Below are 26,773 nucleotides of genomic sequence, written 5' to 3' on the forward strand. Positions count from 1 at the left end.
CGGGCCTCAGGGAGCGGTCAGCGCCCGTTGCATACGGACGGAAGCACGCCCTCCGGCAGGGCTCAGGGCCCGCCACTCCCGCCACAGCAGCCAGCACAGGGGGGGCGTCAGCAGCAGCACGGTGGCGGGCTGTGCCATCAAGACCCCGTCGCGCCCCCACCAGAGGGGCAGCAGGAAGATGAGGGGCAGCAGCAGCACCGTCTTGGCCACGGAGATGACGAGGGCCTGGCGGGTGCGGGCCATGGCCTGCAACAGCACGATGCCGAACATGACGATCCCCTCCAGGGGCAGGGCAGCGAGGTTGAGGGTCAGGCTGCTGATGGCGGCGGCGAGCAGCTCTGCGTCCTGATCACCGGTGTAGAGCATGGCGACCGGCTGCGGCAGCAGCTGGACAATCAGCCAGACCCCCAGGCCATAGACCAGGGTGATCTTGAGCCCCATCGCCATCAGGAACTGGAGGTCGCGATAGCGCCCGGCCCCGGCTGCCTGGCTCACCAGGGGCTGGATGCCAAACGCCAGTCCCTGCAGGATGACGATGAAGACCGCCTCCGTGTATCCCGCCACGGTGAAGCCCGCCAGATCCTTGACCGTGCCGTGCACCATCAGCTGGCTGTTGTGCAGCAGCAACAGCAGCCCCAGATTGAACTGGGCGATGAGGCTCGGCAGCCCGGTGAAGAGCAGGCCGGGCATGGCCGGGAAGCGTGGCACCAGCTGGCGCCAGGTCAGCCGCAACCGGGCGTGGCGGGAGAAGAAGTACCCCAGGCCGAGCAGGCTGACCACGGCCTCCGAGAGGAGGGTGGCCTGGGCCGTGCCGGTGAGGCCGAGCCCGAGCCGGCCCACCATGATGTAGTTGAGCAGGATGTTGAGGAGGGCGCCGCCGCTCACCAGTACCATGGCGAGGCGAGGGCGGCCGTCGTTGCGAAGCAGGTAGGGCACCGCCAGGTTGCTGGCGAGCAGCAGGGTGCCACCGCCAATCCAGGTGAGGTAGTCGCTGGCCTGCTGCCAGGTGTCGGTGCCGGGGGCCATTCCCAGGGCCTGCAGGATATCGGTGTGCCAGTGGTGCAGCAGCAGCGGCGCTACCGTGCCCAGGATCAGCAGCAGCCAGAGGGCGCTGACCAGAGCCTGGCGGGCCAGAGCGAGGTTCCTGGCGCCCTGCTGGAAGGAGATGGCGGTGGCGGCCCCCATGGCGATCATGGCGGCGAGGCCGATGAGCACCATGATGACCGGATAGACCAGGTTGATGCCGGCAAGGCCGGCGGCCCCCACGTAGTGGCCGACGAAGATGCCGTCTACCAGGTAGTAGGCGCCGGAGACCAGCACGGCCATGACGGAGGGGAGGGCATAGCCCCAGAAACGGCGGGCCATGGCCCGTTGACGCAGACGGAAGTAGGCGGACATATCTGTACTCGGGAAAAGGGCCGGAATCGAGCAGACAGTCTAGTTTCTTATGGTTTAATTGATAATCAGGCTTTCATTTGATGGATTGCTGAATAGATTTCATCAATCAACGGATCCTGTGATACTCCTTCAGCATGTCGATCAGGGCTCGCAGCCCTTGCCCCAGCTGGTGCCGGCCCGGATAGAAGAGGTTGAACCCGGCAAAGCTGGGGCTCCAGTCATCCAGCACGCTCACCAGCCGCCCCGATGCCAGTGCGTCGAACACCTCCCCTTCATGGCAGTAGGCGAGCCCGAGCCCCGCCTCGGCCGCCCCCAGATAGAGCGCGGGCGTGCTGGTGGTGAGCGGGCCCGTCACTTCGATCTCCAGCAGTTCCCCCTCGGCGGCAAAGGCCCAGCGATAGTGGTGATGGGGCGTGAGCCGGTAGCCGATGCAGTCGTGCTGGCGCAGATCCGAGGGGTGGCGAGGGGTGCCACGCCGTGCCAGATAGTCGGGGGAGCCCACCACCAGATAGCGCTGCTGCGGGCCCAGGGGAACCGAGATCATCTCCTGGGGCAGCAGGTCGCCGTAGAAGAGGGCGGCGTCGTAGCCATCCTCGATGAGGCGGGGCATCAGCTCCAGCTCCTCCACCTCCACCTGCATGCGCGGGTAGCGCACCAGATAGTCGATGAGCACCGGGGCCAGCACCTCCTGGATGGCGGCTCGCGGGGCACAGAGCCTGAGCCTGCCCACGGGTTCGCCCGCGTGGCGCGTCAGCTCCGCCAGCGCCGCCTCCAGTTGCCCCAGGGTTGGCAGCACCTGGGCCAGCAGCCGTTCGCCCGCCTCGGTCGGCACCACGGCCCGGGTGCTGCGATTGAGCAGCCTGACGGCCAGGCGACTCTCCAGCCCTTTGAGGGCATGACTCAGGGCCGAGGCGGAGACCCCGAGCTCGAGGGCGGCCTTGCTGAAACTGCGGTGACGGGCGACGGCGGCAAACACGGCCAGCTCGGCGAGATCGGTGCGGGAGAGGGTCATGGTCGGTACGCAGAAAAGGGGCGGACACAAAGGGTACGCCATGGGGCGACGGGAGACAATCGGGGGGCAACGAGGGGGTTATGACGAAATTGTTGCGCGTTTCAAGGGTGAGGTGGATCACACCAAAAAGTTTATATGTTAAAAAAAAATCGTAATATGGCGATTTAAGTGTGATCTGAAGCGACGGAAAGGCGATTCCAATCAAACTTTGGTTGATTAATTCAAAAAAACGCTGTGATTAATAGGGCCTTTTAACTAGAGTCATCTCATCGGATGAGGTGAGCGTTATCCCGTTGTTAACGAGCGAGCACGATCCCCTCTGTATTACGACTCCCCGCCCGTGTTTGTTGCAATTAGGTTGCCACAGGGAGTGGCGGCCGGATGGCCGGGGCGGAGGAACAAACAGGACGAATAGCTGGAGTTCCAGGGAAAGGAACCGGGCCCAGGCCCACTGACAAGTTAAGATCCCACTTTCCTTGATGACAGGAACACCCCTATGTCTGACATGAACATTGCAGTTGAAGGCAGCTTGAGCAAAGCCTCCTCCCGTGGCATCAACAAGGCCGACGTGGTCTGGATGCTGGGTCTGTACGGTACCGCCATCGGCGCCGGTGTCCTCTTCCTGCCGATCAATGCCGGTGTCGGTGGCCTGTGGCCGCTGGTCGCCATGCTGATCCTGGCCCTGCCGCTGACCTTCTTCGCCCACCGTGGCCTGACCCGCTTCGTGCTGTCCGGCTCCACCCGTGACGGCGACATCACCGAGGTGGTGGAAGAGCACTTCGGCAAGACCGCAGGCAAGTTCATCACCCTGCTCTACTTCTTCGCCATCTATCCCATCCTGCTGATGTACTCCGTGGCCATTACCAACACCGTCGAGAGCCTGATGGTGCACCAGCTGGGCATGACGGCACCTCCCCGTGCCATCCTCTCCCTGGTGCTGATCCTGGGTCTGATGGCGATCGTTCGCCTGGGCGGCCAGGTCATCGTCAAGGCGATGAGCGTGCTGGTCTTCCCGTTCGTGATCACCCTGATGGGCCTGGCGCTCTACCTGATCCCGCACTGGAACGGTGCCATCATCACCGAAGCCCCTGCGCTGGGTGAGGCCTTCAACGGCGACTTCATCAAGACCCTGTGGCTGGCCATCCCGGTGATGGTGTTCTCCTTCAACCACTCCCCGATCATCTCCTCCTTCGCGGTGGACAACAAAGGCCGCTACGGCGCCAACGCCGAGAAGAAGTGCAGCAACATCCTGCTGGGCGCCCACGTCATGATGGTGATGACGGTGATGTTCTTCGTGTTCAGCTGCGTGCTGAGCCTCTCCCCGGCTGACCTGGCAGCAGCCAAGGAGCAGAACATCTCCATCCTCTCCTACCTGGCCAACCACTTCGACAACCCGGTGATCGCCACCGTGGCACCGCTCATCGCCATGGTTGCCATCAGCAAGTCCTTCCTGGGTCACTACCTGGGTGCGCAAGAGGGCATGAACGGCCTGATGGCCAAGTCCCTGCGCGAGAAGGGCAAGAACGTCGACGTCAAGCAGCTGAACAAGGTGACCGCGGTCTTCATGATCCTGACCACCTGGGCCGTGGCCACCATCAACCCGAGCATCCTCGGCATGATTGAAGATCTGGGCGGCCCCATCATCGCCATGCTGCTCTTCCTGATGCCGATGTACGCCATCGCCAAGGTACCGGCCATGCGCAAATATGCCGGCAACCTCAGCAACGGCTTCGTCACCCTCATCGGCCTCATCGCCATGTCCGGCATCATCTACAAGCTGATTGCCTGATGACAGCGTTCATCCCTGTGAGAAAGCCGCCCCTCGGGGCGGTTTTTTTATGGGCACAAATGCTTAACAAAGCGGTGGTGGCGGCCTAACATGGCGGGATGTTTTTCTAGACGGGACAACAGGATATGTCTGGGTTGAAAAAGGATCTCGGGCTCTGGCAGGGGATGGGGCTGCTCGCCACCTCCCTGCTCGGTACCGGGATCTTCGTGGTACCGGCCACCGCCGCCTCGCTGGCGGGAGGGGCGTCGCTGTGGGCCTGGCTGCTGCTGATTGCCCTGGTGCTGCCCATCGCCTTTACCTTCGCCCGCCTTGGGCGGCGTTATCCCCACGCGGGTGGCGCCCCCCATCTGATTGGCCTGGCCTTTGGCAACGGCGCCGAGCGCTTCTCCGCTTTCCTGTTTCTGGCGGTGCTGCCGGTGGGCCTGCCTGCCGCCCTCACCATCGCCGCCGGTTTCTGGCACGCCCTGTTCGACATGGGGGAGTGGACCCTCTGGGGCATCCAGCTGCTCACCCTGCTCGGGGTCTTTCTGCTGGGGCTGCGGGGAGCGCGCTCCTCCGGCAACCTGCAACTGCTGATCGCCCTGGCCATTCTCGGGCTCACCCTGCTTATCTGGGTCAAGGGGGATCTCAGCTGGCGCGATGCCGCCCAGCCTCTGCCAACGGCGAGCGAATGGCCCGCCATGGGCTCGGCGCTGGCGGTGATGTTCTGGTGTTTCGTGGGGCTCGAGGCCTTCGCTCACATGGGGGAGGAGTTCAAGCGGCCAGAGCGGGACTACCCCCTTGCCCTGTTGGGGGGCGTGCTGCTGGCGGGGCTCATCTACTGGGTTCACTCGCTGGTGGTGCTCAAATATGACCTCTACGGGGACGAGGCGACCAATGCCACCGCCATTCCGGCCCTGCTCTCCCTGCTGTTCGGCCCCACCGCCAAGTGGCTGGTGGCGGTGCTGGGCTATCTCTCCTGCTTCGCCAGCATCAACATCTACCTGCAAGGTTTTGCGCGCCTTATCTGGAGCATGGCGCGGGAGGGCAAACTGCCGGTCTCCCTCTCTCGCCTCTCGGCCCGGGGCGCTCCTCTGCATGCCCTTGCCTGGGTGCTCGCCATCTGTTTCGTCTCCATCACCCTGATCCTCTGGCTGCGTCTGCCCCTCGATGCGCTGATCCGCTACGCCAACGGCAACTTCGTGCTGGTCTATCTGCTCTGCATGGCGGCCGGCTGGCGCTTGTTGTCGGGGACCGGCAAGGGGCTGGCGGGCCTCAGCGTGCTGCTCTGTGCCCTGGTGCTGCTGGCCCTCGCCACCCAGGTGCTCTATGCCCTTGTGCTGAGCCTGGGGTATGGCGGCTTCTCCCTGTGGCGGCGCAGACGCCGCCGCTCGGCGTCCGATGAGGGTGTCTGCGCCATCAAGTAACTCCCGAAAAAAAGCCCCGCAGTGCGGGGCTTGTTGTTGCGGGTCACAGGCTGGCGGGCAGGTCGCTGCGCAAGATGGCGTAGTGGCGCAGGGAGATGAAGCCATCCCCCTTGCGCTCGCACTCCCGCGCCGTGCCCTCGTAGTGAAAACCGGCCCGCTCCAGCAGGCGGGCGGAGGGGTGGTTGGGCTCCTCCACCACTGCCAGCAGCCGGTGCAGGTCGGTGGTGCGGTAAGTGAGCGGGAGCCAGAGTTGCAGCGCCGCGCTCATTACCCCCTTGCCCCAGTGTTCGGGATAGAGCCAGTAGCCCAGCTCGGCACACCGGTGAGTCGGGTCGGCATCGTTGTAGCCGATGGCCCCCAGCGGCTCGCCCGAGAGTCGGTCGCGAATGAGGTGCCAGGCGCCACGGCCGGTGCGGGTCAGCTCGGCATACCAATCCATCTGTGCCCGGCATGCCGCCAGGCTGTCGTAGCTGACGCCGTAGTAGGCGACGACCCGGGGATCGGAGAGGCCGCGATAGATGTGAGGCAGGTCGGTGTCGGTGACGGGATCCAGCCTGATGTGGGGTGGTGCTGATGTCATGATGACTCCTTGCGGCCAGCCGTGGCTGGCCGCGTGTGTTGCGTAACAAGAGATGGATGATCCGGGCTGGCGTCAGGCAAAGCCGAGGCGCTCGGCAAGGCGCGCCAGCTCGTCACGCCACTGCTGCTGCAGGCGCGGGGTCTGGTGCCTGGGCTTGCGGGCCAGATCGGCGGCGAGCAGGGCATCGAGCTCATACCAGCGCGCCAGCAGCGCCTCTTCGTCATCCCCCGTGGCGGCCGCGGTCTGCGGGTCACCTGATCGAGCCGGGCTGCCCGCCTGCGGCAAGGGGGCATCGCCCAGCAGCTCGGCATAGGCCCGCTCGGCACTGTGAGCCTCCTGGATGCGCCCGTCCTGTATCAGCCAGAAGCGGTTGCAACTGCGCTCGATCAGCTCCCGGTCGTGGGAGACCAGCAGCACGCCCCCCGGGAAGGCGGCAATGGCGTCGGCCAGCTCCTCCTTGCCCGCCAGATCCAGGTGGTTGGTGGGTTCGTCGAGCCAGAGCATGTGGTGGCTGCCGAGGGACAGGGCGAGAAACAGCAGCCGTGCCCGCTCGCCCCCGCTCAGGGTGTGCACCTGCTGGCCGTGGCGGGCATAGGGGAAGCCCGCCCGGATCAGCGCCTGTCGCCGCGTCACCTCAGGCAGAGGGGCCAGGGGGTACAGCGCGTCGCTCAGGGTGGCGTCGTCAGCGAGCTGCTGCAGGGACTGATCGTAATAGGCGATGCTGGCGCCGGGGTGGCAGTACCAGCCCGCCTGCGGACTCAGGTCAGTCAGTTCGCGCCAGCACTGGCGCAGCAGGGAGGACTTGCCGGTGCCGTTGGCACCGAGCAGGGCGACCCTGTCCCCTGCCCGCAGCCAGAGCCCCTCGGCACGCAGCAGCGGCGGTAGTGCCGGTGCCGGCGATACGTCGAGGGCCTCCAGTCGCAGCAGGGTGTCGGCGGGCAGGCTCACTCCGCGCAGCTCGAGCCGCCAGGGGGCCAGCGCCGCCACCTGGCTTTGCTCCTCCTGCAGGCGGGCGATGCGTTTTTCCATGGACTTGGCCTGGCGCACCAGCTTCTCGTTGTCATGCTCCCGCCCCCAGATGGCGAGGCGCTTGCTGCTGGCGCTCAGGCGGTCTATCTCCTTTTGCTCATCCGCCCGGCGCAGGCGGGTCTGCTCATCCTCGGCAGCCAGCGCCGCCCTGGCCTGGCTGCAGGACAGGGCGAAGCGGTGCAACTGGCCGTCTCGCAGGATCAGGGTCTGATCCGTGACGCGGTCCAGCAGGCGAGCGTCGTGGGAGACCAGCACGAAGGCGCCGCGCCAGCCCAGCAGAAACTGCTCGAGCCAGAGCAAGGCGGGCAAGTCCAGGTGGTTGCTGGGCTCATCGAGCAGCAGCAGGTTGGGTTGGCGCAGCAGGGCGCGCCCTATCTGCAGCCGGCTGTGCTGGCCACCGCTCAGTGCACTGACCGGCAACGTGGCCTGGGCCTCCAGCTGCAGTTCGGCCAGCAGCTTGTCCACCTGCCATTCGGCAGCGGGGTCGTTGCCCAGGGCATCCAGCAGCACGGCGCGGGTGCTGAGGGTGGAAAGCCCGGCGGGCAGTTGCTGGGCCACGAACTCGCAGCGGCAGGCGGCGGCCTGCACGATCCGGCCGGCCTGGGGCGTGCGCTCGCCCGCCAGCAGCGCGAGCAATGTGCTCTTGCCGCAGCCGTTGGCGCCAATCAGGCCGAGTCGGTCGCCTGCGCGAATGCCGAGTTCGAGGTGATCAAATAAGGGAAGGTGCCCCGCACTCATCTGCAGGGAATGGGTACTCATCAGGGTTGTCATGCTCTTGCTCTCTTAAATCGCGGGATGGGAAATCCCTGTCATCAGGAGCGCTGGCGACAACGGCAGAGTCGAGAAAGGTCTCGGTATGGAAGGGAGTCGGCTTTGCTCGAACCCGCTATCGCAGCGCGATGGTATGCAGGCAAGAGCACTTGAATGTGCCGAACAGGCGAGCCGAGAACATCGGACACGCTTGGATAACCATTTTTTACCTCCTTGTGTTTCGTTATGGCAGGGTGCGGCGATTATAGGCACAGAAAAAAACAGTCGTCCATCCGCCCTGTGGGGGGCCGTGGGCACCGCATCGGGAGGCGCGGGGTAAAAAACGCCCCGTGATACGGGGCGTGGGGGGTCAGTCGCGGGGGGTCTTGAGGGCCTCAATTACATCGTCACTGGGGGCCAGTCCCTCCACGTGGTTGAAGCTCTCCAGCCCCTCCTGGGGATTGATGGTGAGGGCGTCGGCGCTCAGGTAGCTGCCGCTGCCGGCGCTCTCTACCACGACGATGACTTCAGGCTGCTTGTCGCCGTTGAGATCCAGCAGCTTGATCTCCTTGATACTGCCATCGCGCGGCAGCACCTTGCCGTCGATGAACTGATCCAGCGGAAACTGCGGGTTGGCACCGGAGTAGAGGCGCACGTCGTAGCTGCCGGTGGAGGCGGGCTCGCCGCGCCCTTCGCTGACGGTCACCACCTTGCCGGAGGGGAGCGTCATCTGCTTGAAGAAGCCGTCCGCCGCCTGGCTGGCGAGGGGCAGGGTGAGCAGGCCGAGAGTAAGGAATAAGGCTTTCATGGAGAGGACCCTTGTTGCTGCTTGTGTGTCTGTGACGGGCAGGGGGCCGCTGGTCGGCCGCCCCCTGCCCGGGTTGTCATCACCATATCTTGACCCGTTTGGCCGGGTCCAGATAGAGCTTGTCGCCGGGCTGGATCTTGAACGCCTCGTAGAAGGCGGGGATGTTCGGTACCACGCCGTTGACCCGGTATTCCGGCGGCGAGTGGGGATCCGAGGCGAGCAGCATCTGCATCAGCTCGGGGCGATACATGCCCTTCCACACCTGGGCCCAGCCGAGGAAGAAGCGCTGCTCGCCGGTAAAACCGTCCAGCACCGGGGCCTCCTTGCCATCCAGGGAGAGCAGGTAGGCCTTGTGGGCGATGGTGAGGCCGCCGAGATCGCCGATGTTCTCCCCCAGGGTGAACTGGCCGTTGACGTACTGGCCCTTGATGGGCTCGAAGCGGTTGTACTGGGCCACCAGCCGGCTGGTGCGGAAGCGAAACTCCTTGAGATCCGCCGGCGTCCACCAGTCGCGCATCACGCCGTCACCGTCGGATTTGGCCCCCTGATCATCAAAACCGTGGCCCATCTCGTGGCCGATCACCCCGCCGATGGCGCCGTAGTTGACCGCATCGTCCGCCGTCATGTCGAAGAAGGGGGGCTGCAAAATGGCGGCCGGGAAGACGATCTCGTTGTTGCTCGGGTTGTAGTAGGCGTTCACCGTCTGGGGTGACATGTGCCACTCGTCCCGATCGACCGGCTTGCCGAGGCGAGCCAGGTTGTCGGCGTATTCGAAGGCGCGGGCCCGCTGCAGGTTGCCCACCAGATCGTCGGGGCGAATGGTGATGGCGCTGTAGTCCTTCCATTTGTCCGGGTAGCCGATCTTGGGTCTGAACTTGGCGAGCTTCTCGAGGGCCTGGGTCTTGGTGGCCGGGGACATCCAGTCCAGCTCCTGGATGCTCTGGCCGTAGGCGGTGCGCAGGTTCTCCACCAGCTGCTCCATGCGGGCCTTGGCCGCTGGTGGGAAGTAGCGCTCGACATAGAGCTTGCCCACCGCCTCCCCAAGATTGTTGTCCAGCACCCCAAGGGCCCGCTCCCAGGGGGCGCGCTGCTTGGGCGTGCCGCTAAGAGCGGTGCCGAAGAAGGCAAAATTCTGGGCATCGGTCTGGCTGTCGAGGTAGGGGGCGTAATCGGTGATGAGCTGCCACTTGAGGTAGGCCTGCCAGTCAGCGACCGGGGTCTGCTGCATCACCTCGTTCAGGGCCGAGAGGTAGGTGGGCTGGCCGATGACCAGGCTCTGTTGCCCCGCAAGGCCGGCCTGGGCCAGGTAGGTGTCCCAGTCGATGGCGGGGGCGAGGCGCCCCAGCTCGCTCACCGGTCCCTTGTTGTAGTTCTTCTCTCTGTCTCGCAGGGCCACGTTGTCCCACTGGATCTGGGCGAGCCTGGTCTCGAGGGCCAGGATGCGTTTCGCCTTGGCCTGGGCATCCGTCTCACCGAAGCGGGCCAGCATGGCGGCGATGTGCTGCTCGTACTTGTGCAGCAGTGCCTGGCTGCTGGGGTCGCGCTTGAGGTAGTAGTCCCGATCCGGCAGGCCGAGGCCGGCCTGGTAGAGGTAGACGGCATAGCTGTCAGGGGCCTTGGCGTCGGCGTCAATCCAGAAACCGAAGGGGGAGCCGCCACCGGTGCGGGCGCTCTGGGCGAAGGCGCGGGCGAGATCCTGCGGCGTGCTGATCTGCTCTATCTCGCTCAGCATCGGCAGCAGGGGCGTGGTGCCCTTGGCGTTGCGGGCGGCCTGATCCAGATAGCTCTGGTAGAGGTCGTGGATCTGCTGGGCCGGGGTGCCGGTGGCGGCCTTGCCATCCAGCCCCTCCACCAGCACCCGTACGTCCGCCAGGGATTTGTCCCGCAGCAGGTAGAAGGCGCCGTCGGCGGGCCTGTCATCGGGGATCTTGGCCGTGGCGAGCCAGTGGCCGTTCACGTAGCGGAAGAAGTCGTCACCAGGCTTGACGCTGGTGTCCATGTTGGCCAGCGCAAGGCCGGAGTGTTTGTCCGGTTGGCTCGGTGCCTGACTGCAACCGGCCAGCAGGGCCAGCCCGACGAGGGTGGCCAGGATGTGTTTCTTGTTGTTCATTATGGTTTTATTCCAATTCGGGTTATATGGCTTCCTTGCCCACGCAGGGAGCGATTCACTCTAGCAGCCGGGTTAGCGCTTGATAAGCCCGACTCTGCTAAGATCGGCCTGGTCGTATTGGGGAAGCCTATGATTTCTCGTATTTATTCTCGTTTTTGTCAGACCCTGCCCGCGCCGGAAGGTTCCCGCGGTCTGCTGGTGGCTTTCAGCGGCGGGCTCGACTCCACCGTCTTGCTGGTGCTGGCGGCCCGTTTTGCACGCGCCCACGGCCTCGCCCTGAACGCCCTGCACGTTCATCACGGCCTGAGCCCACATGCCGACCACTGGGTGGCTCACTGCGAAGGGGTGTGCCGGCAACTGGCGGTGCCCCTCATCGTGGAGCGGGTGCAGCTCTGTCGGGGCAACGGGGAGAGCCTGGAGGCCCAGGCGCGGGCGGCGCGTTATGAGCGACTCGCCGCCCACCTGGGGGAGGGGGAGTGGCTGCTCACCGCTCACCATCAGGACGATCAGCTGGAGACCCTGCTGCTGGCGCTCAAGCGGGGTGCCGGTCTGCGCGGGCTGGCGGGCATGGTGGCGAGCCAGCCTTTTGCCGCAGGCCATCTGTTGCGCCCCTTGCTCGACATGAGCCGGGCCGAGCTGGCGGAAGCCGCGCAGTCACTTCCTTATGGCTGGGTTGAGGATGAGAGCAACGAGGACCCGAGCTATGACCGCAACTTCCTGCGCCAGCAGATCATTCCCCTGCTCAAGGACCGCTGGCCCGCCATGGCCCGGACGACGGCGCGCACCATGGCCCTGTGCGCCGAGCAGGAGGCGCTCATCGGCGAGCTGGCCGAGGTGGACTGGCAGGCGGTGGGGGAGGGAGAAGGGCTGCGCATTGACGGACTCCTCTCCCTCTCCCCCGTGCGGCGCAACAACCTGCTGCGCCACTGGATCCGCCGCCAGGGGGGGGAGATGCCCTCCCGCGAGCTGCTGGGCCTGCTGTGGCAGGAGGTGGCGCTGGCGCGCGATGACGCCAACCCCAGGCTGAGCCTGCAAGGGTTGGCGTGCCGCCGTTATCAGGGGCGCCTGTACCTGGTGGCGCCGGATCTCGCCCCCCGCGAGGAGGTGCTGCCCATCGGGATGGAAGAGACGCTCACCCTGCCGGACGGGCTCGGGCAGTTCAGGCTTTGGAGAACGGATGGCGAAGGGTTGCGGACACCGAGGGGGGACGAGCCGCTCTCGGTGCGTTTTCAGGTCGCCCCCGGCGTCATGCTGAAACCGGTGGGGCGGGTGGGCAGCCGGCGGCTCAAGAAGCTGCTGCAAGAATACGGGGTGCCCTCCTGGCAACGGGGGCGCATTCCCATCCTCTACTACGGTGAACAGGTGGCACTGGTGGCCGGGCTCTTTGTCTGCGACGGATTTCTGGCGCCAGAAGAGGGGGTGGCGTGGGAGTGGCGGCCCCCCGTCCCCCAGGATGCGGATTGACATCGCAGAGTGACAGGGGGCCGGGAGGAGAAAGGGTGATGCCCTATTCGGGCAGGCCGGAGCCCCCGGCTTTCTTGCGGGCGTAGAGATGGGTATCGGCCGTCTCGTAGAGGCGCTGCACATCCATGCCAGACTGCCAGCTGGCGGCTCCCAGGCTGCACCCCACCGAGAAGGCGCTGAGCTCCTTGTGGCTGTGGAGCACATGTTGCAACCGCAGCCAGACCGGGCGCCAGGCCTCGGGGTCCGCGGGTTGCAGCAGCAGGGCAAACTCGTCCCCGCCGAGGCGAAACGCCTGATCCGTCCCGCGAATGCACCCCTGCAGCAACTGGGCGAAGCGGCTTAGCACCAGGTCGCCCACCGGGTGGCCCCAGGTGTCATTGACCTGCTTGAATCTGTCGAGATCCAGCAGCACCAACACCAGGCCGTGGGGTTCCCGGCTGTGTTGCTCCACCGCCCGGCCGATGGCCTCGTCGAAGTAGGCGCGATTGCCAAGCCCGGTCAGGTGGTCGAGCCGCACCTGCTGCTCCAGCCGATCCAGCCGCAGATAGAGGGGCAGGGGGAGGCTGAACAGCTGATGATATTGCTCAAGCAACCGCCTCTGGCCGTCGCTCAGGGGGTGCTCCAGCTCGTAGTGCAACTGGCCGAGCAACTGCTCGTGTCGTCCCCGCAGCTCGAAGCGATAGGCATGCAGGGTCAGCCTGGCCTGGGGCGGGTGCGAGATGAGGGGATGGGGCTGGCCACAGTCGAACTGGAGCGAGTGGATCCGGACAATGTTTGCCACCCGCTCGGCAAAGATTGCCAGCAGGGCGTCAAGATCCCGTTGCCCCAGCAACTGCTCTATCTGCTGATAGCGGTCCTGCCCGGTCAAGGGCGCAAGCCGCTCCATCTGCTGTACCCACTGCTCTATGCCATGTCCGAAGCCGTTCAATGACGATGTGTTTTCCACGTTACAGCCCTTACACCTCTCCATTCATTGCGCAGGCTCTTGCAAGCCCTGTGCCTAAAATATGTCCGATGAAAAACAAGGGGGCTGGCTAGGCTTAACGGGATGAAACGGGAGGGGAAATTCCTGCCGCTGAGCGAGTGGCGTGCCATATGGGGAGCGGGCGCTGTGCTTGCTGTGTCAGGGAAGAGGGCGCCGGGCAGATGAAGGAGAGGGATAGGTGTACGCCGATGTGTTGATCCTGCTGATCTTCGCCGTTGTGCTGGTGGCCATTTTCCGGCGCCTCGGCCAGCCGGTGATCCTTGCCTATCTGTTTGCCGGCATGCTGCTCGGCCCCCACGGCGTGGCCATCGTCACGGGTCAGGCCATGATGCAGACCATAGGAGAGCTTGGCATCGTGTTCCTGATGTTCTCCCTCGGGCTCGAGTTCTCCCTGCCGCGTCTGCTCGCCATGCGCAAGCTGGTGTTGGGGGTCGGCAGCCTGCAGGTGCTGCTCACCTCACTGCTGTTTTTCGGGCTCGGCTGGTGGTGGGGGCTGAGCCTGGCCCAGGCGCTGGTGGTGTCAGGCACCCTGGCGCTCTCCTCCACCGCCGTGGTGATCAAGCAGCTCGGCGAGCTCAAGCAGCTCCATACCCGGCGAGCCCAGCTCGGGGTGAGCGTGCTGCTGTTCCAGGATCTCGCCGTGGTGCCCCTGCTGGTGATGATCCCCATCCTGGCCCAGCCCGAGGTGCAGGGCAGCGCCCTGCTGGCGGAGGTCGCCTGGGCCTCCCTCAAGGGGTTGTTTGCGCTCTCCGTGCTGCTGGCGGTGGGGAAGTGGCTGCTGCCCATGCTGTTTTTCGAGGTGGCGCGCGCACGTTCAGACGAACTCTTCGTACTGAGTGCCCTGCTGGTGGCATTGCTGGCGGCCTCCCTGACCCAGTGGATGGGGCTCTCCATGGCGCTCGGTGCCTTTCTGGCGGGCATGATGCTGGGGGAGTCCCACTATCGTCATCAGCTCGAAGTGGACATCAAGCCGTTTCGCGACGTGTTGATGGGGCTCTTCTTCATTACCATCGGCATGACCATGGACTGGGCGCTGGTGGCGGGCGCCTGGTGGCAGGTGCTGGCCTGTGTGACGGGGCTCATCCTGTGCAAGTCGCTGCTCATATTGCTGGCGGGCCGCCTGATGGGGGAGCGCAAGCGCGACGCCATGGCCGCCGGCATCATGTTGAGCCAGGTCGGGGAGTTCGGTTTTGTGCTGCTGGCGCTGGCGAGTCATCACGGCTTGCTGGATCACCAGCTGGTCTCTCTGCTCATCGGCATCGGTGTCATCTCCATCGCCCTCACCCCCTGGCTGGTGTTGCGGGCGCTGGGGCTTGCCCACTCCCTCACCGACAGTGCCCTGCTCTCTCGCGCCGAGGTGGCCCAGTCGGGCCTGAGCAAACACCAGCACGTCATCATCGCCGGGTTCGGACGCACCGGCCAAACCTGTGCCCGCTTTCTCAAGCTCGAAGAGATCCCCTTCCTGGCCCTGGATCTCGATCCCGAGCGGGTGAGCGAGGCCAAGCTGGCGGGGGAGCAGGTGGCGTTCGGCGATGCCAGCCGGCGCGACATCCTGCTGGCGGCCGGTCTGTTGCGGGCGCGGCTGGTGATCATCACCTTCGACGATCAAAAGCGGGTCGATGCCATGCTGACGCTGATCCGGGAGCTGGCGGGGGAGATCAAGGTGCTGGTGCGTACCCGGGATGACAGCTTCCTTGAACACTACAAGCAGGCCGGCGCCTTCGAGGTGATCCCCGAATCCCAGGAGGGAGCCCTGATGCTGGTCTCCCACCTGCTGCTCAACTGCGACATTCCCATCGGCCGGGTGATCCGGCGCATGGAGCACGAGCGCAGCAGCCAGTATCGCTTTCTGCACGGTTTCTACTGGGGCGGCAAGAGTGCGGGCAATCTGGAGACGGATCAACTGCTCGAGCGGCTGCATCCCGTGCTGCTGCACGACCAGGCCTGGGCGGTGGGACACAGGGTACGGGATCTCGCCCTGGGAGAGGTGCGCATCAAGGCGATTCATCGCGGGGAGCGCAGCCTGGATCCCAGGCGCGAGCTGGTGCTGGCGGCGGGAGATACCCTGGTGCTCTTCGGCACGGCCGTGGCCATGGAACAGGCCGAGCAGCGCCTGCTGGAGGGACGCTAGGATCTCCTTGCCATGGGATAAGGCTCCTCAGGCCTCTTCGCGAAACTGCTCCTGCTTCCCGCTGCCCGGCAGGTCGAGGAAGGCCTCGATGCGCTGGTGGTGATCCAGCGCGTCCTGGTATCCCAGCTTGATGAGCCGCTGGCAATAGCCGGGATCAAACATCAGGAAGCTGGCCAGGCTGCTGCTCTCTTCGCCGTTGACCCCGAGCACCCGCAGCAGACGGCGCAGCTGGGTCGGCAACCGTGGGAGGTATTCGAGGGCGATGAGGTCGAGATCCTGGCTGGGGCGGATCACGCAGGTCTCCACCTGGCGCAGTTTCAGTCGGCTGCGCTCCCGTGGCGGAATGAGGGAAAGGGTCTGGTTGATGCGCCCGAGCCGCTCCAGATCCGAATTGAGGGTGTCGGAGAAGACGGTGTTGAGCAGATGGCTCGCGATGTTGGAGCTGGTCAGGTGCCCCTGGCGGGGAGTCGGGTTCTCCCTGTGAGGGGAGTCCAGGGTCACCAGCAGTATCCGCTCCGCCCCCAGGTGGATGGCGGGGCTGAGCGGGCTCAGCTGGTGGATGGAGCCATCCCCGTAGACGCGATCGCCGATGGGGGTGGCGGGAAAGACAAAGGGCAGCGCCGACGAGGCCAGCAGATGATCCGAGGTGAGCAGGGTACGCAGGCCACGTCGTCTGGCGCGCTCCCAGGGCTGATGTTCGGCCCGCCCCTGGAAGAAGGTGGTGGAGAGGCCGTCATCGTAGTCGGAGGCCGTGATGGCGATGGCCTCCAGGCTGCCGTAGAGGATGTTGTCATCGATGCGGTGATAGTCGATGAGCTGATCCAGCAGACGGCGCAGGGGGGCGTTGTCAAACAGGTGAAAGGCTCGGTTGCTCTGGGGGGTGATGAGGCCGGCCGAGCCCTGATAGAGGGTGCGCCACAGCAGTTGGCAAGGGTGGAAGTCGAAGATGTGGTGGGTCTCGAATCGTCGCCAGACCCACTCCAGCTTGCGCACCCCCAGATGGAAACAGGAGGCGTAGCACGCCAGCGCCGTGATGTTGAGAGCCCCCGCCGAGGTGCCGCACAAAATGGGGAAGGGGATGCCGATGTTGCGGGGGTAGAGTTCGGCCACCGCCTTGAGTGCGCCGACCTGATAGGCGGCGCGGGCACCACCACCAGTCAGCAGAAGAGCAGTATTGGGTCTGGCCATGAGGGTGCGCCTTATCGTGATCGCCAGGGCGGGTTGCCACCGCGCAATTCAACTATAAGACGTTGTATACCGGATAAAAATGGGCCGCACGCTCAATTTTTGCGGCCCGTTTCATTTTCAGTTTGCCAAGGGCGTCTGGCTCAGTTGATCGAAGGCGGCGAAGGCTGGAGGGCTTGCCAGAATACGGCCATGGCCGAGCCCCCGGGTGCTCACCAGTCGGGTTCTGCCATCCTGGGCCGCGCGCAGGGAGTCCCGGTGGGGGGCGAAGCGGTCTTCCTCATCGTGAACGATGAGGGCGGCGCCGCTGCGCCGGGCGAGCCGGCCAAGGGGGTCAACCGTGCTGAGCGGGTGCTGGTATTCGTGTTCTATCTCCTTGACCACCGCATCGAACAGCCGGATGGAGTAGCCGGAGCGCGCCACCATGCCGTAGAGCTGGGGCACGTAGTCGAGCACCGGGGAGATGAGCAGCAGCGGCAGCGTATCGATTGCCGGGTGACGGCTGCTGAGGGTGACGGCGCCCCCCATGCTGTGGGTGATGACGCCCTGGACGGGGCCGACCCGCTCGAGGATCTCGTCGAAAGCGCGCACGAAGCGGGGCAGGTGACCCCTGTTCCCTTCGCTCCGGCCGTGGGCGGGGTGATCGTAGGCGAGGGCCGTATAGCCCTGGGCGGCGATGTGGCTCATCAACGGATAGAACTGGCTGGCACTGCCTGACCAGCCGTGCATCAACAGCCAGACCGGCCCCTGCCCGAGCCGGTAGCTCATCAGGGTCCCTTCACTGGTGTGGATGGCCTGCTCGACCAGGCCAGCTGGGGCTGCGACGCCCCGGGTCGCCCGCTGCGGGGTGAGCAGCAGCTTGCTGGCGGTGCGCTTGGCGTGGGTGGGCGCGAGCACGTGATGCAGGCGGGTGCCGAGGCCCAGCAGCAACTTGCTCGGGCTGAAGCGGCGTGTGTTGAAGTAGATCTTGCTGCTCATGGTCATCCTGTGTCTTTTGTGTGCGAACGATCGTGCTTTTTTGCGGGTTTTTAAAAAGAAGAGCCCGTCGGGTCAGCGCCAGCTGGCCAGCAGAGCGGTGACCTCCGGCCAGAAGTGGCGGGCCGGATCCTCGCTGAGCCCCAGGGCATGGAACACCTGATCCCCGAGATAGAGGCCATAAAGGCGATAGACGGCGCGCCAGGGGTCGAGATCGCTGCGCCACTCCCCTCTGGCCTGCCCCTGCACTACCTGGCGTGCCAGGTAGTCGAGCCAGAAACGGACCAGCTCGCGTGCCGCCTGCTGGACCTCACCCTCCTGGGCGGAGGTCCAGGCATCGAGGAACATGCAGCGGCCGGCAAAACTCTGGTTCCAGGCCAGCCAGGCCTGCAACAGGGCGAGCAGTTTCTCCTGCTGGGTGGCGTACCCCTGTTGGCGCACCGGCTGGATCACCCGCTCCCGAAATACCTCGGCGGAATGGGTGAGCACGGCGATTTGAAGGTTGTCGCGGGACTGGAAGTGGGCGAACAGACCGCTTTTTGACATCTCGCAGGCCGTTGCGAGGGAGCCTATGGTGAGGCTCTCCAGCCCCTGCTGGCTCGCCTGCTCGAATGCAGTCTGCAAAATGGTGTCGCGGGTCAGACGTCCCTTGCTCATCCGGCTCTCCTCTCTCTGGGTTGGCAGCATAAAGTACGACCGTGCTAATTGTCGAGCCGCAAATGGTGCAGGGAGGCCGTTTCCGGCTGCCGCGGGGGGCCAGAGAGTCTTCTGGGAGGCGGGTGTGGCTGGCTTGTTACAAGCCAGCCGGGGACGAGCTCAGTCGTCCTTGATGCCCATTTGCTGCAGGGCGATGACTGCCTGGGTGCGGTGCTTGACCCCGAGTTTGCGGAAGGCGGAGTGATATGGGCTCTGATGGTGGCAAGGGGCTCAACTGTCCTTGATATCCATCTGCTGGAGGGCGATGACCGCCTGGGTGGGGTTTTTGACCCCAAGTTTGCGGAAGGCGGAGTGATATGGGCTCTGATGGTGGCAAGGGGCTCAACTGTCCTTGATATCCATCTGCTGGAGGGCGATGACCGCCTGGGTGCGGTTCTTGACCCCGAGTTTGCGGAAAATCGCGGTGATATGGGCCTTGATGGTCGCCTCGGAGACGTTGAGCTCCCAGGCGATCTGTTTGTTGAGGCTGCCATCCCGCAACATGATGAGCACCTTGTATTGCTGGGGGGTGAGGCTGGCCAGCTTGGTGGCGAAATCGGGCCCTTCGCTGGGCTCGGGATGGAGGGAGATGCCTTCCGGCACCCAGTTGTCCCCCCCGATCACCGTATTGAGGGCGCTGACCAGCTCTTTCATGGGGACGGATTTGGGAATGAAGCCGAGCGCGCCCAGGCGCAGCACCTGCTGGATGATGGCGGGATCCTCGGAGGCCGAGACCACGACGATGGGGAGATCCGGGTGATGTCCGCGCAGATAGGCCAGCCCCTCGAAGCCGTTGGCCCCCGGCATCTTGAGATCCAGCAGCAGCAGGTCGACGTCGGGATGTTCATCGAGCAGGTGGCTCAGGCTGTCGATGGAGTCAGCCTCCAGCAATCTGGCGTCGTCGATGGCCATGTGCACCGCTTGATAGAGGGCGCCCCGAAACAGGGGGTGGTCATCTGCGATGACGATGGTAAATTGGCTGTCCATAGCTCACATTGTTGCTAACTGATTGTTTTGAAAAATCAAACTAGCACTGCTACCCAAGTGGGTCAAACCCGCCAGTACGCAAATGTGAGGTGGTCATCGGATGTCGTGCCACGGGGCCGGCGGGATGGCCAGTAAACAACCCATGCAGGAGGCAAGCGATGGGATCCCTGGTTTTGACGGTGGGCACGGGCTCCACCTGGGCAATGAGAACGGCGCTGGTGCTGGCCATGAGCGGGCTCAAGTGGCAGGAGCAGGTCTTCGATCTGGAAGATGCCAAGGAGCTGCAACGGCTCAAGCGCACGGCCCCCGCCGGCCTGGTGCCCTGGCTCGACGACGGTGAACTGCGTATTCACGACTCTCTGGCCATCGCCGAATATCTCCACGAGTGCTGCCCGGAGCGTCACCTTTATCCGGTGGACAAGGCCGAACGGGCCCTGGCCCGCAGCCTGTGCGCCGAGCTGCACGCCGGTTTTCGCCAGATCCGCACCCTGCTGCCTTTCTTCCTGGGGGCGCCCACCCAGAGTGAACCGCCGGTGGAGGTCATCGACGAGCTGGCCCGGTTGCAGACCCTCTGGTCCCAGGCGCGGGGGCCCTTCTTTTTCGACGAGGCGAGCATTCTGGATGCCTTCTATGCGGTGATGGCCTATCGACTGGCAAGCTATGGCATTTCGCTGCCCGGTCAGGCTGGCGCCTATCAGCAGGCCTTGCTGGCCTGGCCCCTGTGGCAGGAAACCCTGCTCAGGGCGAGGTTGCAGTGGCCAAAGGCGGCCCGCCAGTCTGATTGATGCGGGCGTCGGCAAGACAAAAAAGGGGAGCCATCGGCTCCCCTTTTTATTCAGGCCAGGTCGCTATTTCTGCCGACCTGCGAAGACCACGACCACTTTGTCTTCTCCTTTCTCCCGCACGAAGCCGTAGGGGGCATCGGAAATCTTCTTGTGGCTGCCCGCCGCGATGGCAGGGTGGGCGGCACGGAACTGGCCGAGCCGTTGCCAGTGCTTGACCAGCTCCGCCTTCTCGCCACTCGCCAGCTCCTGCCAGTTCATGTCCGAGCGCACGCTCTGATCGAACACGCCGCCATCCTTGGCAAGCCCCCGGCCGGACTCGTCGCCATAGTAGATCTGGATGCCCCCCGGCAGCAGCATGAAGCTGTTGGCCACCCGCCGTTGCAGCGCCACGTCCTGGTAGTCGCCAAAGAAGAGCTTGGTGTCGTGGGAGCTGATGTAGCTCAGCACGTTGAACTCGGGATCCTGGTTGATGCGGCTGGCATAGCTCGCATAGGTGGGCTCTGCCCCCGCCATGCACTGGGCCTGGGGCAGGGCGAATTCACGCTGGTAGTCGAAGTTGATCAGGGAATCGAAGCCGTGCTGGTACCAGAAGTCCTTGGCGACCCCGTGATCCCACACCTCGCCCACCATGTAGAAGGGAAGGTCATCGAGGGCCTTGCCCGGGTTGGCGGCCTTCCACTCCTTGAGCGCGTCGGTGCCCGCCTGCTTGAGCCTGGCCCAGACCGCGGGCTCCAGGTGCTTGACGGTGTCGGCACGGAAGCCGTCGATGCCGAATCGGCGCACCCAGTCGGTGTGCCAGGCAATGAGGTAATCGCTCACGGTGGCGTTGGGCAGGGCCTTGGCCCTCGTGTCTTTTTTGGCAGCGAGCAGCGGTGGCAGCCCCACCGATCTGGTGGATTCGGTCAGGAAGTCCGGCAGTCCCGCCACCGAGCCGGTGACGTCGTCGGTGCCGGGTTGCGGGTAGCCGGGCAGGCCGGCCCGCACCCAGTCAGGGCCCCACCACTTGTCCCAGTGGGATGACTGGTAGTCGATGAACTGGTTGTAGCCATGCCAGTTGAGGCCGCCGCTCGGGCGCCATTCGTTCCAGCGACTCGGCAGCTTGCCGGTGTTCTGGGTGAGATCGGTGAGCCCCAGATCCTGCAAGTCGGCGAGGGTGGCGTAGCCTGCGTGGTTCATCACCACGTCGAGGATGATCCGCATGCCGCGCTTGTGGGCCTCGTCCACCAGGGTTTTCAGGCTCTCTTCGTCGCCGTAGTTGGGGTCGATTTTGGTGAAGTCGAGCGCCCAGTAGCCGTGGTAGGCGTAGAAGGGGAAGTTCCCCTGTTCGCCACCGCCGATGAAGCCGTGGACCTGTTCCACCATGGGGGTGATCCAGATGGCGTTGATGCCGAGTTGCTTGATGTAGTCGAGCTTCTCGGTCAGCCCCTTGAAGTCACCGCCATGCCAGGTGGCCACTTCGTCCTGACCATCCTTCTGACGACCGAAGCTGTGATCATTGGCAGGATCGCCGTTGTGGAAGCGGTCGGTCAGCAGAAAATAGACGCTCGCCTGATCCCAGCTGAAGGGAGCAGGCTTGGCGGCCTTGACCGGCTCGAGCAGCAGCAGGCCGCCGCTCTCCTTGCTCGGTGTCAGGGTGATCTTGCCGCCCTTGACCACGGCTTCCTGTCCCGAGTAGGCATCCCGCAACCGGGTGCCGTCGGGCCAGACTCCCTTGAGTGATGTCGTGACCGGGCCGCCATCCCAGCTGATGCAGGGCTCTTCCGGGGGCTGGCGTTTGAACTCGCTCTTTTTGGTTGCCCGCAACACCTTGAGGCTGGGGGTATCGGGGTTGAAGGTGAACTCGTAGTCCCCCGCCAGCATCACCCTCAGATTGAAGTCTGTCCCCTTGCTGCACTTGTCCATGGGCTGGGCGGTGCCGAAGGGAAGGGGCTTGGCCTCGGTTGGCCCGAAGCTGGTGCCGCAGCTGTTGCCCGCATCGCTGATGCGGATCTGGTGGCTCCCCTTGTCCAGTCTGTGGGTCAGAGTGACGGTGCCCTTGTCCAGCGTCAGCGCCTCGGCCACCGGTTTGCCATCCACATGGAGATAGACCTCGGGGGCGGCCATCGCCTGACTGATGAACAGCGGTGTGGCGAGCACGGCCAGCCACAGGGGTGATGGGCGAAGAGCGGGGCGCGAAGAGAGACGCATAAGCCATTCCTTGAGCAGAGTGTGAGGAGCAGGGTCCGTTGAGGCACTCATTCTAGGGTGCGCTGGGGCAGGCTTGGACCGGTAAAATACCGATTTGTGACGTCAGTTCAAATGGTTACGTTTTCAAGAATGGAAAAGTGTGAACCGGGTGTCGCGGCCATGAAAAAAGCCGGTCAGTTGACCGGCTTGTAGGCATTCGGGGTGGCGTCACACGGTGAAGAACTTGAAGTTGACGAAGGCCACCGCGATGAAGGAGGCAACCATGCCGCTGATGCAGAGCACCGCAGGGCGGATGGCAGGCCAGCGATGGGCCAGCAGCACGATGGCCAGCAGGGTCGGATAGAGGCCGAACATGTAGCGGGGCATGGCGTTGAGGCCGGTCATCAGGGGGATGGTGCAGCAGATGAACATCAGGGTCGCTTCGGCCCAGCGTTTCTGGCTGAACAGGTAGCCATTCAGACACCAGCCGAAGATTACCATGATGGAGAGATAGGCCTTGCGCCCCCCCAGCTCGAAGCCGCTCAGCCACCAGTCCAGGGGGCTGTCCATATAGCGGCCCCAGGCCACCTGGATGTGCTTGAAGGCCAGGGCATCCCCGGTGAGGTGATAGAGATAGACCATGTAGGAGAAGAGGCCGAGGGGAATGAGCCAGAGGGTGAACACCACCTTGAAGGCCCGCTCGGTGAAGCGGAAGAACTCGCGCCAGCCGTAGGCCTGCAGGGCCAGGATCAGCACCGGGAACACCATCATCACCCCCAGGTTGCGGGTGGCGGAGATGAAGATGCCGAGGAAGGCGACCATGAGCCACTGTTCGCGGTAGGCGAACAGGAACATTCCCAGCATCAAGGCCATGAACATGGGCTCGGTATAGCCGGAGACGAAATAGGCGGAGAAGGGGGAGAAGGCCAGCAGCCAGACCCCGAAGCGGGCGGTGTCGTCCCCCAGCTTGAGCTGGCGCAGCACCAGCAGCATCAGGGGCAAGCTGATGAAGAAGGCGATGTTGGCCACCAGCATCAGGCCGATGAGGCTCTCCATGTCAAACAGGCTGGAGAGACCGCCGGCCAGCATGGGATAGAGGGGCATGAAGGCCCAGTTCGCCGCATTGCCCTTGCTCAACCAGCGTGGATAGAGGTCGTAGCCATTCTCGATGATGCGCTGGAACCAGACGCAGTCGAACTGGCAGTAGGCCTGCAGCGGCCCGATGTCGGTGGCGCCATAGAGCTGGACGCCGAAATAGCCCATGCCATAGAGCGCCACCCTGCTCAGCACAAAGGCGGCGACAATCATCAGCCAGTCGCGGCCGCTGATGCGCAGTGACGGGCGATAGGGGAGTGCAGCCCCGGTTGACGGGGCGGTATTGGTCATATCATTCATCAGGCAAAAACCCAGATACGGGAGAGAACGTAGGTGAGCACGGTGACGGTCAGGGTGGCGATCACCACCGGCAACAGGCCGGAGAGACCGGCAAACAGCAAACCGCTCAGGATGAGGTTACGCACCGCCAGAGAGAAGAGGGCAACCAGCAGGAACTTGCTGGCGGCACCCTGTTTCTGGAAGGTGATGTAGCGATGGCCGAAGAACGAGAACCAGAACGCCACGGCAAAGGCCAGGGTCGTGACCAGGTGCTCGGAGATGGCCGGCCAGGTATGAAACAGGGCGATGGAGGTACCCAGATCGACGAGAGTGGCCCCCCCGCCGACAAAACCGAAGCGAACCAGCCGCCAGAATTCCTCGCGGGAGATCATTGAGACGCCTGCTCCTGCTGATCATCAGCGGCTTTCGCGGCGGCCTTCTTGCCAGCGCCCTTCTTGCTGGTGGTGGGCACTTCCTGCTTCTGCTCTTCATCCTGCTTGGCGTACTGGCCGTAGACCCCTTCGATGAGGTAGACGGGGCGCTGTTTCACCTCGACGAACATGCGGCCGATGTACTCGCCGATGATGCCCAGCGACAGCAGCTGGATGCCGCCGAGGAACAGCATGACCGACATCAGGGAGGCGTAACCGGGCACGTCGATGCCGAAGAAGAGCACCTGGGTGATGATCTTGAGGATATAGAGGAAGGCGATGAAGGAGACACCGACCCCGATGTAGCTCCACACCCGCAGCGGCCAGCTGGAGAAGCTCATCAGGCCGTCAAGGGCGAAGTTCCACAGCTTCCAGTAGTTGAACTTGGTTTCGCCGGCATGGCGGGCCGGGCGCTCGTAGGGAACGCCGACGGCGCGAAAACCGGCCCAGGCGAACAGCCCCTTCATGAAGCGGTTGCGCTCCGGCAACTGCTTGATGGCCTCGACCACCTTGCGATCGATGAGGCGGAAGTCACCGGCGTTCTCCGGCAGCTTGGTGCTGGTGGAGAGGGCGTTGAAGAAGCGGTAGAAGCCACCGGCGGTCAGGCGTTTCATCGGGGTGTCGGCGCTGCGATCCACCCGGATGCCGTAGACGGTGTCATAGTCGCCGGTCTGCCACAGCTTGACGAACTCCAGAATGAGAGAGGGGGGATCCTGCAGGTCCACGTCCATGGGGACGATGGCGTCGCCCTTGGCCTGGTGCAGGCCGGCGGTCATGGCCGCTTCCTTGCCGAAGTTGCGGGCCAGGTTGACCAGGGTCACACGGGGATCCCGGGCGATGGCCTGCTCGACCACCTCACGGGTGCGGTCACGGCTGCCATCGTTGACGAACACGATTTCAAGCTGGTCTTTGAGCGGGGCCAGTTCGGTATCTATCGCGCTGATGAAGGCGTCTATGCTCTCTTCCTCGTTGTAAACGGGAACGACCAGAGAGAGTCGAAAATCGGCACGGGACATGGGAACTTCCTTATTGAAAGAATTATTTTACGGAACAGATGCTTGGGGCATTCCGCTTCACTGAGCCACGGTCAGTCGCACGGACTGGACGTTGAGTGGTGTCGGGGCGGAGAGCGCCAGGAAGTTGGGACGCTTGGGATCGGCGGTCAGGGAGTCGCCCGGCAGGCTGAGGCGGATCTCGTTGATGCCCGCCTTGGCCAGCTTGACCGTGGTGGTGAAATCATGACCCAGCGCCACCTTGAGCAGGGCGCCAGCCTGGGGGCTGTTGATCCTGGCCTGGATGGTGAGCTGCTCCGGCTGGGCCTGCTGCTTGGGCAGCACGAAATAGAGACCGCCCTGACCGCTCAGCTCGGTGCCTTGCTCGCTGGGCTTCTTGGCCCAGCCTTCGCTTGAGAGGAAGCGGCTCGGCTTGGTCAGGTTGAGTTCGTTGCCGGGCTGGTAGGTCATGCTGGAGTTGTGCTCCCAGAAACGGGTCTTGCCTTCCAGGTAATAGAGCTTGTAAGCCAGGCTCACGTTGGGGTGAGCGGCCAGATAGAGGGTATAAAGGTAGAAACCGCTCAGTGCCAGGATGGCAGCCAGAAAACCGAACTTTTTGTAGGTCATATTACTCACTCGACGCCCGACAGATTGATAGGCAGATTTCGCGCATATGCTAATCCAATTGCAAAAAAAGCATAGTGGATCACAAAAATATATTTGCTCACATATTAACCCTCAATCACCCTGCTTACCAAGGGGCTTTGGGGTCGTTTGCTTCCTCTTCTTGATTGTGGCTTTTTCGGCGCCAACCTGTCTGCCGCCACCTGGGGCGCATCAGGCAAACGGCTGATATTGTGCTTTGTTGTGGCAGGATCTGTCGCCATTTCACCCGGGCAGAATTAAGATGGCCTGTCCCGTCGTCAAGGATGACCCATGAGACTCTTCTCTCTGTGTGTGCTCTGCTGTCTGCCCCTCCAACCGTTGTGGGCGCAATCGTTCTGCTCCTCCCCCCTTCGCGTCGGTTTCGATGACTGGCCCCCATACCACTATTACCAGCAAGAGGGAGCACGTCGGGAACTGCGTGGATTTGCGGTCGACTACCTCAATGCCGTGTCGAATCGGCTGGGTTGTCGTCTGGTCTATGTGGAGCGTCCCTGGAAGCGGGGGTTGCACGATCTTGAGCGGGGTCGGCTGGACATCGTGATGGAGGCGTATTTTGCTGATGAGAGGGCGCGTTATGCTTGGTTCTCCATCCCCTACAACCCGGGCCGGACATCGCTCTGGGTACGCAAATCCGGTACCGGTGAGGAGTCGGATCTGGCGAGCTGGCTGGCCCACGGGCATCGCCTCGGTGTGACCAGGGACTACTATTACGGCCCGGAAATCACCAAGGTTCTGCAGCGATACCGCAACCAGGTGAGCGAGGTCAACGATGTGCAAAACTATCGCAAGCTGCTGCTTGGGCGGATAGACGGTTTTCTCGGGGATAGTCTGGCCACGCCCTGGGGTCTGAAGAGAGAGGGGCTGTCGGATGCGGTCGTCCCCCACACCATGGCGATCCATGAGACGCCCACCTTTTTCATGTTGAGCAAGAAGACCCTGTCCGGGGAATTCGTAGCGCGGTTCAACGAGGCGATAGTGGCCGTCGGCGACAGCGGGGAGCAGGAACTCATCTGGCGTCGTTACACCTCCGTCCGCTAGCAAAGTCGTCGGCATT

22 protein-coding genes are annotated in these 26,773 nt (G+C 64.0%); 6 read left to right on the forward strand and 16 right to left on the reverse strand.

Annotated elements, in window-relative coordinates; translation table 11 throughout:
* Positions 1 to 6: 6 nt before the first annotated feature.
* Positions 7 to 1,398, reverse strand: a complete 1,392-nt coding sequence (locus tag AB7E19_RS01470) for an MATE family efflux transporter (RefSeq protein ID WP_203764462.1) — start codon at positions 1,396 to 1,398, stop codon at positions 7 to 9.
* 106 nt (positions 1,399 to 1,504) lie between these two features.
* A complete protein-coding gene (locus AB7E19_RS01475) occupies positions 1,505 to 2,410 on the reverse strand; it encodes a LysR family transcriptional regulator (RefSeq protein ID WP_039039436.1) in 906 nt (301 codons plus the stop codon).
* A gap of 496 nt (positions 2,411 to 2,906) precedes the next feature.
* Here AB7E19_RS01475 and AB7E19_RS01480 point away from each other — a divergent pair, with 496 nt between their 5' ends.
* Positions 2,907 to 4,199, forward strand: a complete 1,293-nt coding sequence (locus AB7E19_RS01480) for an HAAAP family serine/threonine permease (RefSeq protein WP_042864259.1) — start codon at positions 2,907 to 2,909, stop codon at positions 4,197 to 4,199.
* A 125-nt stretch (positions 4,200 to 4,324) separates the two neighbouring features.
* Positions 4,325 to 5,605 carry an L-methionine/branched-chain amino acid transporter gene (gene yjeH / locus AB7E19_RS01485; protein WP_427934545.1) on the forward strand — a complete coding sequence of 427 codons (1,281 nt, stop codon included), beginning with the start codon at positions 4,325 to 4,327 and terminating at the stop codon, positions 5,603 to 5,605.
* A gap of 43 nt (positions 5,606 to 5,648) precedes the next feature.
* Here the strand turns inward: yjeH and AB7E19_RS01490 are convergent, their stop codons facing one another.
* The 4 genes from AB7E19_RS01490 to AB7E19_RS01505 all read right to left on the reverse strand — a co-directional run bounded on the left by AB7E19_RS01490 (position 5,649) and on the right by AB7E19_RS01505 (position 10,882).
* The gene (locus AB7E19_RS01490) at positions 5,649 to 6,185 is read right to left on the reverse strand and encodes a GNAT family N-acetyltransferase (RefSeq protein WP_202041329.1); all 537 of its coding nucleotides are present in this window, start codon (positions 6,183 to 6,185) and stop codon (positions 5,649 to 5,651) included.
* 72 nt (positions 6,186 to 6,257) lie between these two features.
* Positions 6,258 to 7,985, reverse strand: coding sequence for an ABC-F family ATP-binding cassette domain-containing protein (locus AB7E19_RS01495; RefSeq protein WP_427934546.1), 1,728 nt, complete (start codon positions 7,983 to 7,985; stop codon positions 6,258 to 6,260).
* 349 nt (positions 7,986 to 8,334) lie between these two features.
* Complete coding sequence (locus AB7E19_RS01500; RefSeq protein WP_319921384.1) at positions 8,335 to 8,772, reverse strand: PliI family lysozyme inhibitor of I-type lysozyme; 438 nt, start codon at positions 8,770 to 8,772, stop codon at positions 8,335 to 8,337.
* Positions 8,773 to 8,851: 79 nt separating this feature from the next.
* Entirely contained in the window at positions 8,852 to 10,882 is a 2,031-nt protein-coding gene (locus AB7E19_RS01505; RefSeq protein WP_319921385.1) for a M13 family metallopeptidase, read from the reverse strand.
* Positions 10,883 to 11,011: 129 nt separating this feature from the next.
* Between AB7E19_RS01505 and tilS the strand changes: the two genes are divergently transcribed.
* A complete protein-coding gene (gene tilS, locus AB7E19_RS01510; RefSeq protein ID WP_427934547.1) occupies positions 11,012 to 12,346 on the forward strand; it encodes a tRNA lysidine(34) synthetase TilS in 1,335 nt (444 codons plus the stop codon).
* Between the two features lie 43 nt (positions 12,347 to 12,389).
* Here tilS and AB7E19_RS01515 read toward each other — a convergent pair whose 3' ends face one another.
* Positions 12,390 to 13,316 carry a GGDEF domain-containing protein gene (locus AB7E19_RS01515; protein ID WP_039039444.1) on the reverse strand — a complete coding sequence of 309 codons (927 nt, stop codon included), beginning with the start codon at positions 13,314 to 13,316 and terminating at the stop codon, positions 12,390 to 12,392.
* Positions 13,317 to 13,509: 193 nt separating this feature from the next.
* Between AB7E19_RS01515 and AB7E19_RS01520 the strand changes: the two genes are divergently transcribed.
* Positions 13,510 to 15,462 (forward strand): monovalent cation:proton antiporter family protein, encoded by a 1,953-nt coding sequence (locus AB7E19_RS01520; RefSeq protein WP_045523570.1) that lies wholly within the window; start codon positions 13,510 to 13,512, stop codon positions 15,460 to 15,462.
* 27 nt (positions 15,463 to 15,489) lie between these two features.
* On the opposite strand, the gene AB7E19_RS01525 is transcribed toward AB7E19_RS01520, so the two are convergent.
* The 4 genes from AB7E19_RS01525 to AB7E19_RS01540 all read right to left on the reverse strand — a co-directional run bounded on the left by AB7E19_RS01525 (position 15,490) and on the right by AB7E19_RS01540 (position 19,305).
* A complete protein-coding gene (locus tag AB7E19_RS01525; RefSeq protein WP_069785595.1) occupies positions 15,490 to 16,650 on the reverse strand; it encodes a patatin-like phospholipase family protein in 1,161 nt (386 codons plus the stop codon).
* Between the two features lie 117 nt (positions 16,651 to 16,767).
* On the reverse strand, positions 16,768 to 17,625 hold the full coding sequence (locus AB7E19_RS01530) for an alpha/beta hydrolase (protein ID WP_069785620.1): 858 nt from the start codon (positions 17,623 to 17,625) through the stop codon (positions 16,768 to 16,770).
* Between the two features lie 72 nt (positions 17,626 to 17,697).
* Positions 17,698 to 18,279: a TetR/AcrR family transcriptional regulator gene (locus AB7E19_RS01535; protein ID WP_039039448.1), complete on the reverse strand. Its 582-nt coding sequence runs from the start codon at positions 18,277 to 18,279 to the stop codon at positions 17,698 to 17,700.
* A 381-nt stretch (positions 18,280 to 18,660) separates the two neighbouring features.
* Positions 18,661 to 19,305 (reverse strand): response regulator transcription factor, encoded by a 645-nt coding sequence (locus AB7E19_RS01540; protein ID WP_010673435.1) that lies wholly within the window; start codon positions 19,303 to 19,305, stop codon positions 18,661 to 18,663.
* A 158-nt stretch (positions 19,306 to 19,463) separates the two neighbouring features.
* On the opposite strand from AB7E19_RS01540, the gene AB7E19_RS01545 reads away from it, so the two are divergent.
* Positions 19,464 to 20,090 (forward strand): glutathione S-transferase, encoded by a 627-nt coding sequence (locus AB7E19_RS01545; RefSeq protein ID WP_128296890.1) that lies wholly within the window; start codon positions 19,464 to 19,466, stop codon positions 20,088 to 20,090.
* A 63-nt stretch (positions 20,091 to 20,153) separates the two neighbouring features.
* Here AB7E19_RS01545 and AB7E19_RS01550 read toward each other — a convergent pair whose 3' ends face one another.
* From AB7E19_RS01550 to AB7E19_RS01570, 5 genes are all read right to left on the reverse strand, one after another.
* Positions 20,154 to 22,277, reverse strand: a complete 2,124-nt coding sequence (locus AB7E19_RS01550; RefSeq protein ID WP_139700599.1) for an alpha-amylase — start codon at positions 22,275 to 22,277, stop codon at positions 20,154 to 20,156.
* Positions 22,278 to 22,484: 207 nt separating this feature from the next.
* Entirely contained in the window at positions 22,485 to 23,651 is a 1,167-nt protein-coding gene (locus AB7E19_RS01555) for a membrane protein (RefSeq protein ID WP_029313951.1), read from the reverse strand.
* Positions 23,651 to 24,022: a GtrA family protein gene (locus tag AB7E19_RS01560; protein ID WP_010673439.1), complete on the reverse strand. Its 372-nt coding sequence runs from the start codon at positions 24,020 to 24,022 to the stop codon at positions 23,651 to 23,653. The genes AB7E19_RS01555 and AB7E19_RS01560 overlap by 1 nt, the downstream gene beginning before the upstream one ends.
* Positions 24,019 to 25,077 carry a glycosyltransferase family 2 protein gene (locus AB7E19_RS01565; protein ID WP_041214702.1) on the reverse strand — a complete coding sequence of 353 codons (1,059 nt, stop codon included), beginning with the start codon at positions 25,075 to 25,077 and terminating at the stop codon, positions 24,019 to 24,021. The genes AB7E19_RS01560 and AB7E19_RS01565 overlap by 4 nt, the downstream gene beginning before the upstream one ends.
* A gap of 57 nt (positions 25,078 to 25,134) precedes the next feature.
* On the reverse strand, positions 25,135 to 25,680 hold the full coding sequence (locus tag AB7E19_RS01570) for a hypothetical protein (RefSeq protein ID WP_010673441.1): 546 nt from the start codon (positions 25,678 to 25,680) through the stop codon (positions 25,135 to 25,137).
* A gap of 309 nt (positions 25,681 to 25,989) precedes the next feature.
* Here AB7E19_RS01570 and AB7E19_RS01575 point away from each other — a divergent pair, with 309 nt between their 5' ends.
* Entirely contained in the window at positions 25,990 to 26,757 is a 768-nt protein-coding gene (locus AB7E19_RS01575; RefSeq protein WP_069651724.1) for a substrate-binding periplasmic protein, read from the forward strand.
* Positions 26,758 to 26,773: the final 16 nt, after the last annotated feature.

Source organism: Aeromonas sp., assembly GCF_050252055.1.
Lineage (GTDB): Bacteria > Pseudomonadota > Gammaproteobacteria > Enterobacterales > Aeromonadaceae > Aeromonas > Aeromonas caviae.

Bases quoted from the DNA above. Each gene is read 5' to 3' on its own strand.
- AB7E19_RS01470 (WP_203764462.1), bottom strand. From the start codon at position 1,398: ATGTCCGCCTACTTCCGTCTGCGTCAACGGGCCATGGCCCGCCGTTTC.
- AB7E19_RS01475 (WP_039039436.1), bottom strand. From the start codon at position 2,410: ATGACCCTCTCCCGCACCGATCTCGCCGAGCTGGCCGTGTTTGCCGCC.
- AB7E19_RS01480 (WP_042864259.1), top strand. From the start codon at position 2,907: ATGTCTGACATGAACATTGCAGTTGAAGGCAGCTTGAGCAAAGCCTCC.
- yjeH (WP_427934545.1), top strand. From the start codon at position 4,325: ATGTCTGGGTTGAAAAAGGATCTCGGGCTCTGGCAGGGGATGGGGCTG.
- AB7E19_RS01490 (WP_202041329.1), bottom strand. From the start codon at position 6,185: ATGACATCAGCACCACCCCACATCAGGCTGGATCCCGTCACCGACACC.
- AB7E19_RS01495 (WP_427934546.1), bottom strand. From the start codon at position 7,985: ATGACAACCCTGATGAGTACCCATTCCCTGCAGATGAGTGCGGGGCAC.
- AB7E19_RS01500 (WP_319921384.1), bottom strand. From the start codon at position 8,772: ATGAAAGCCTTATTCCTTACTCTCGGCCTGCTCACCCTGCCCCTCGCC.
- AB7E19_RS01505 (WP_319921385.1), bottom strand. From the start codon at position 10,882: ATGAACAACAAGAAACACATCCTGGCCACCCTCGTCGGGCTGGCCCTG.
- tilS (WP_427934547.1), top strand. From the start codon at position 11,012: ATGATTTCTCGTATTTATTCTCGTTTTTGTCAGACCCTGCCCGCGCCG.
- AB7E19_RS01515 (WP_039039444.1), bottom strand. From the start codon at position 13,316: ATGGAGAGGTGTAAGGGCTGTAACGTGGAAAACACATCGTCATTGAAC.
- AB7E19_RS01525 (WP_069785595.1), bottom strand. From the start codon at position 16,650: ATGGCCAGACCCAATACTGCTCTTCTGCTGACTGGTGGTGGTGCCCGC.
- AB7E19_RS01530 (WP_069785620.1), bottom strand. From the start codon at position 17,625: ATGAGCAGCAAGATCTACTTCAACACACGCCGCTTCAGCCCGAGCAAG.
- AB7E19_RS01535 (WP_039039448.1), bottom strand. From the start codon at position 18,279: ATGAGCAAGGGACGTCTGACCCGCGACACCATTTTGCAGACTGCATTC.
- AB7E19_RS01540 (WP_010673435.1), bottom strand. From the start codon at position 19,305: ATGGACAGCCAATTTACCATCGTCATCGCAGATGACCACCCCCTGTTT.
- AB7E19_RS01545 (WP_128296890.1), top strand. From the start codon at position 19,464: ATGGGATCCCTGGTTTTGACGGTGGGCACGGGCTCCACCTGGGCAATG.
- AB7E19_RS01550 (WP_139700599.1), bottom strand. From the start codon at position 22,277: ATGCGTCTCTCTTCGCGCCCCGCTCTTCGCCCATCACCCCTGTGGCTG.
- AB7E19_RS01555 (WP_029313951.1), bottom strand. From the start codon at position 23,651: ATGAATGATATGACCAATACCGCCCCGTCAACCGGGGCTGCACTCCCC.
- AB7E19_RS01560 (WP_010673439.1), bottom strand. From the start codon at position 24,022: ATGATCTCCCGCGAGGAATTCTGGCGGCTGGTTCGCTTCGGTTTTGTC.
- AB7E19_RS01565 (WP_041214702.1), bottom strand. From the start codon at position 25,077: ATGTCCCGTGCCGATTTTCGACTCTCTCTGGTCGTTCCCGTTTACAAC.
- AB7E19_RS01570 (WP_010673441.1), bottom strand. From the start codon at position 25,680: ATGACCTACAAAAAGTTCGGTTTTCTGGCTGCCATCCTGGCACTGAGC.
- AB7E19_RS01575 (WP_069651724.1), top strand. From the start codon at position 25,990: ATGAGACTCTTCTCTCTGTGTGTGCTCTGCTGTCTGCCCCTCCAACCG.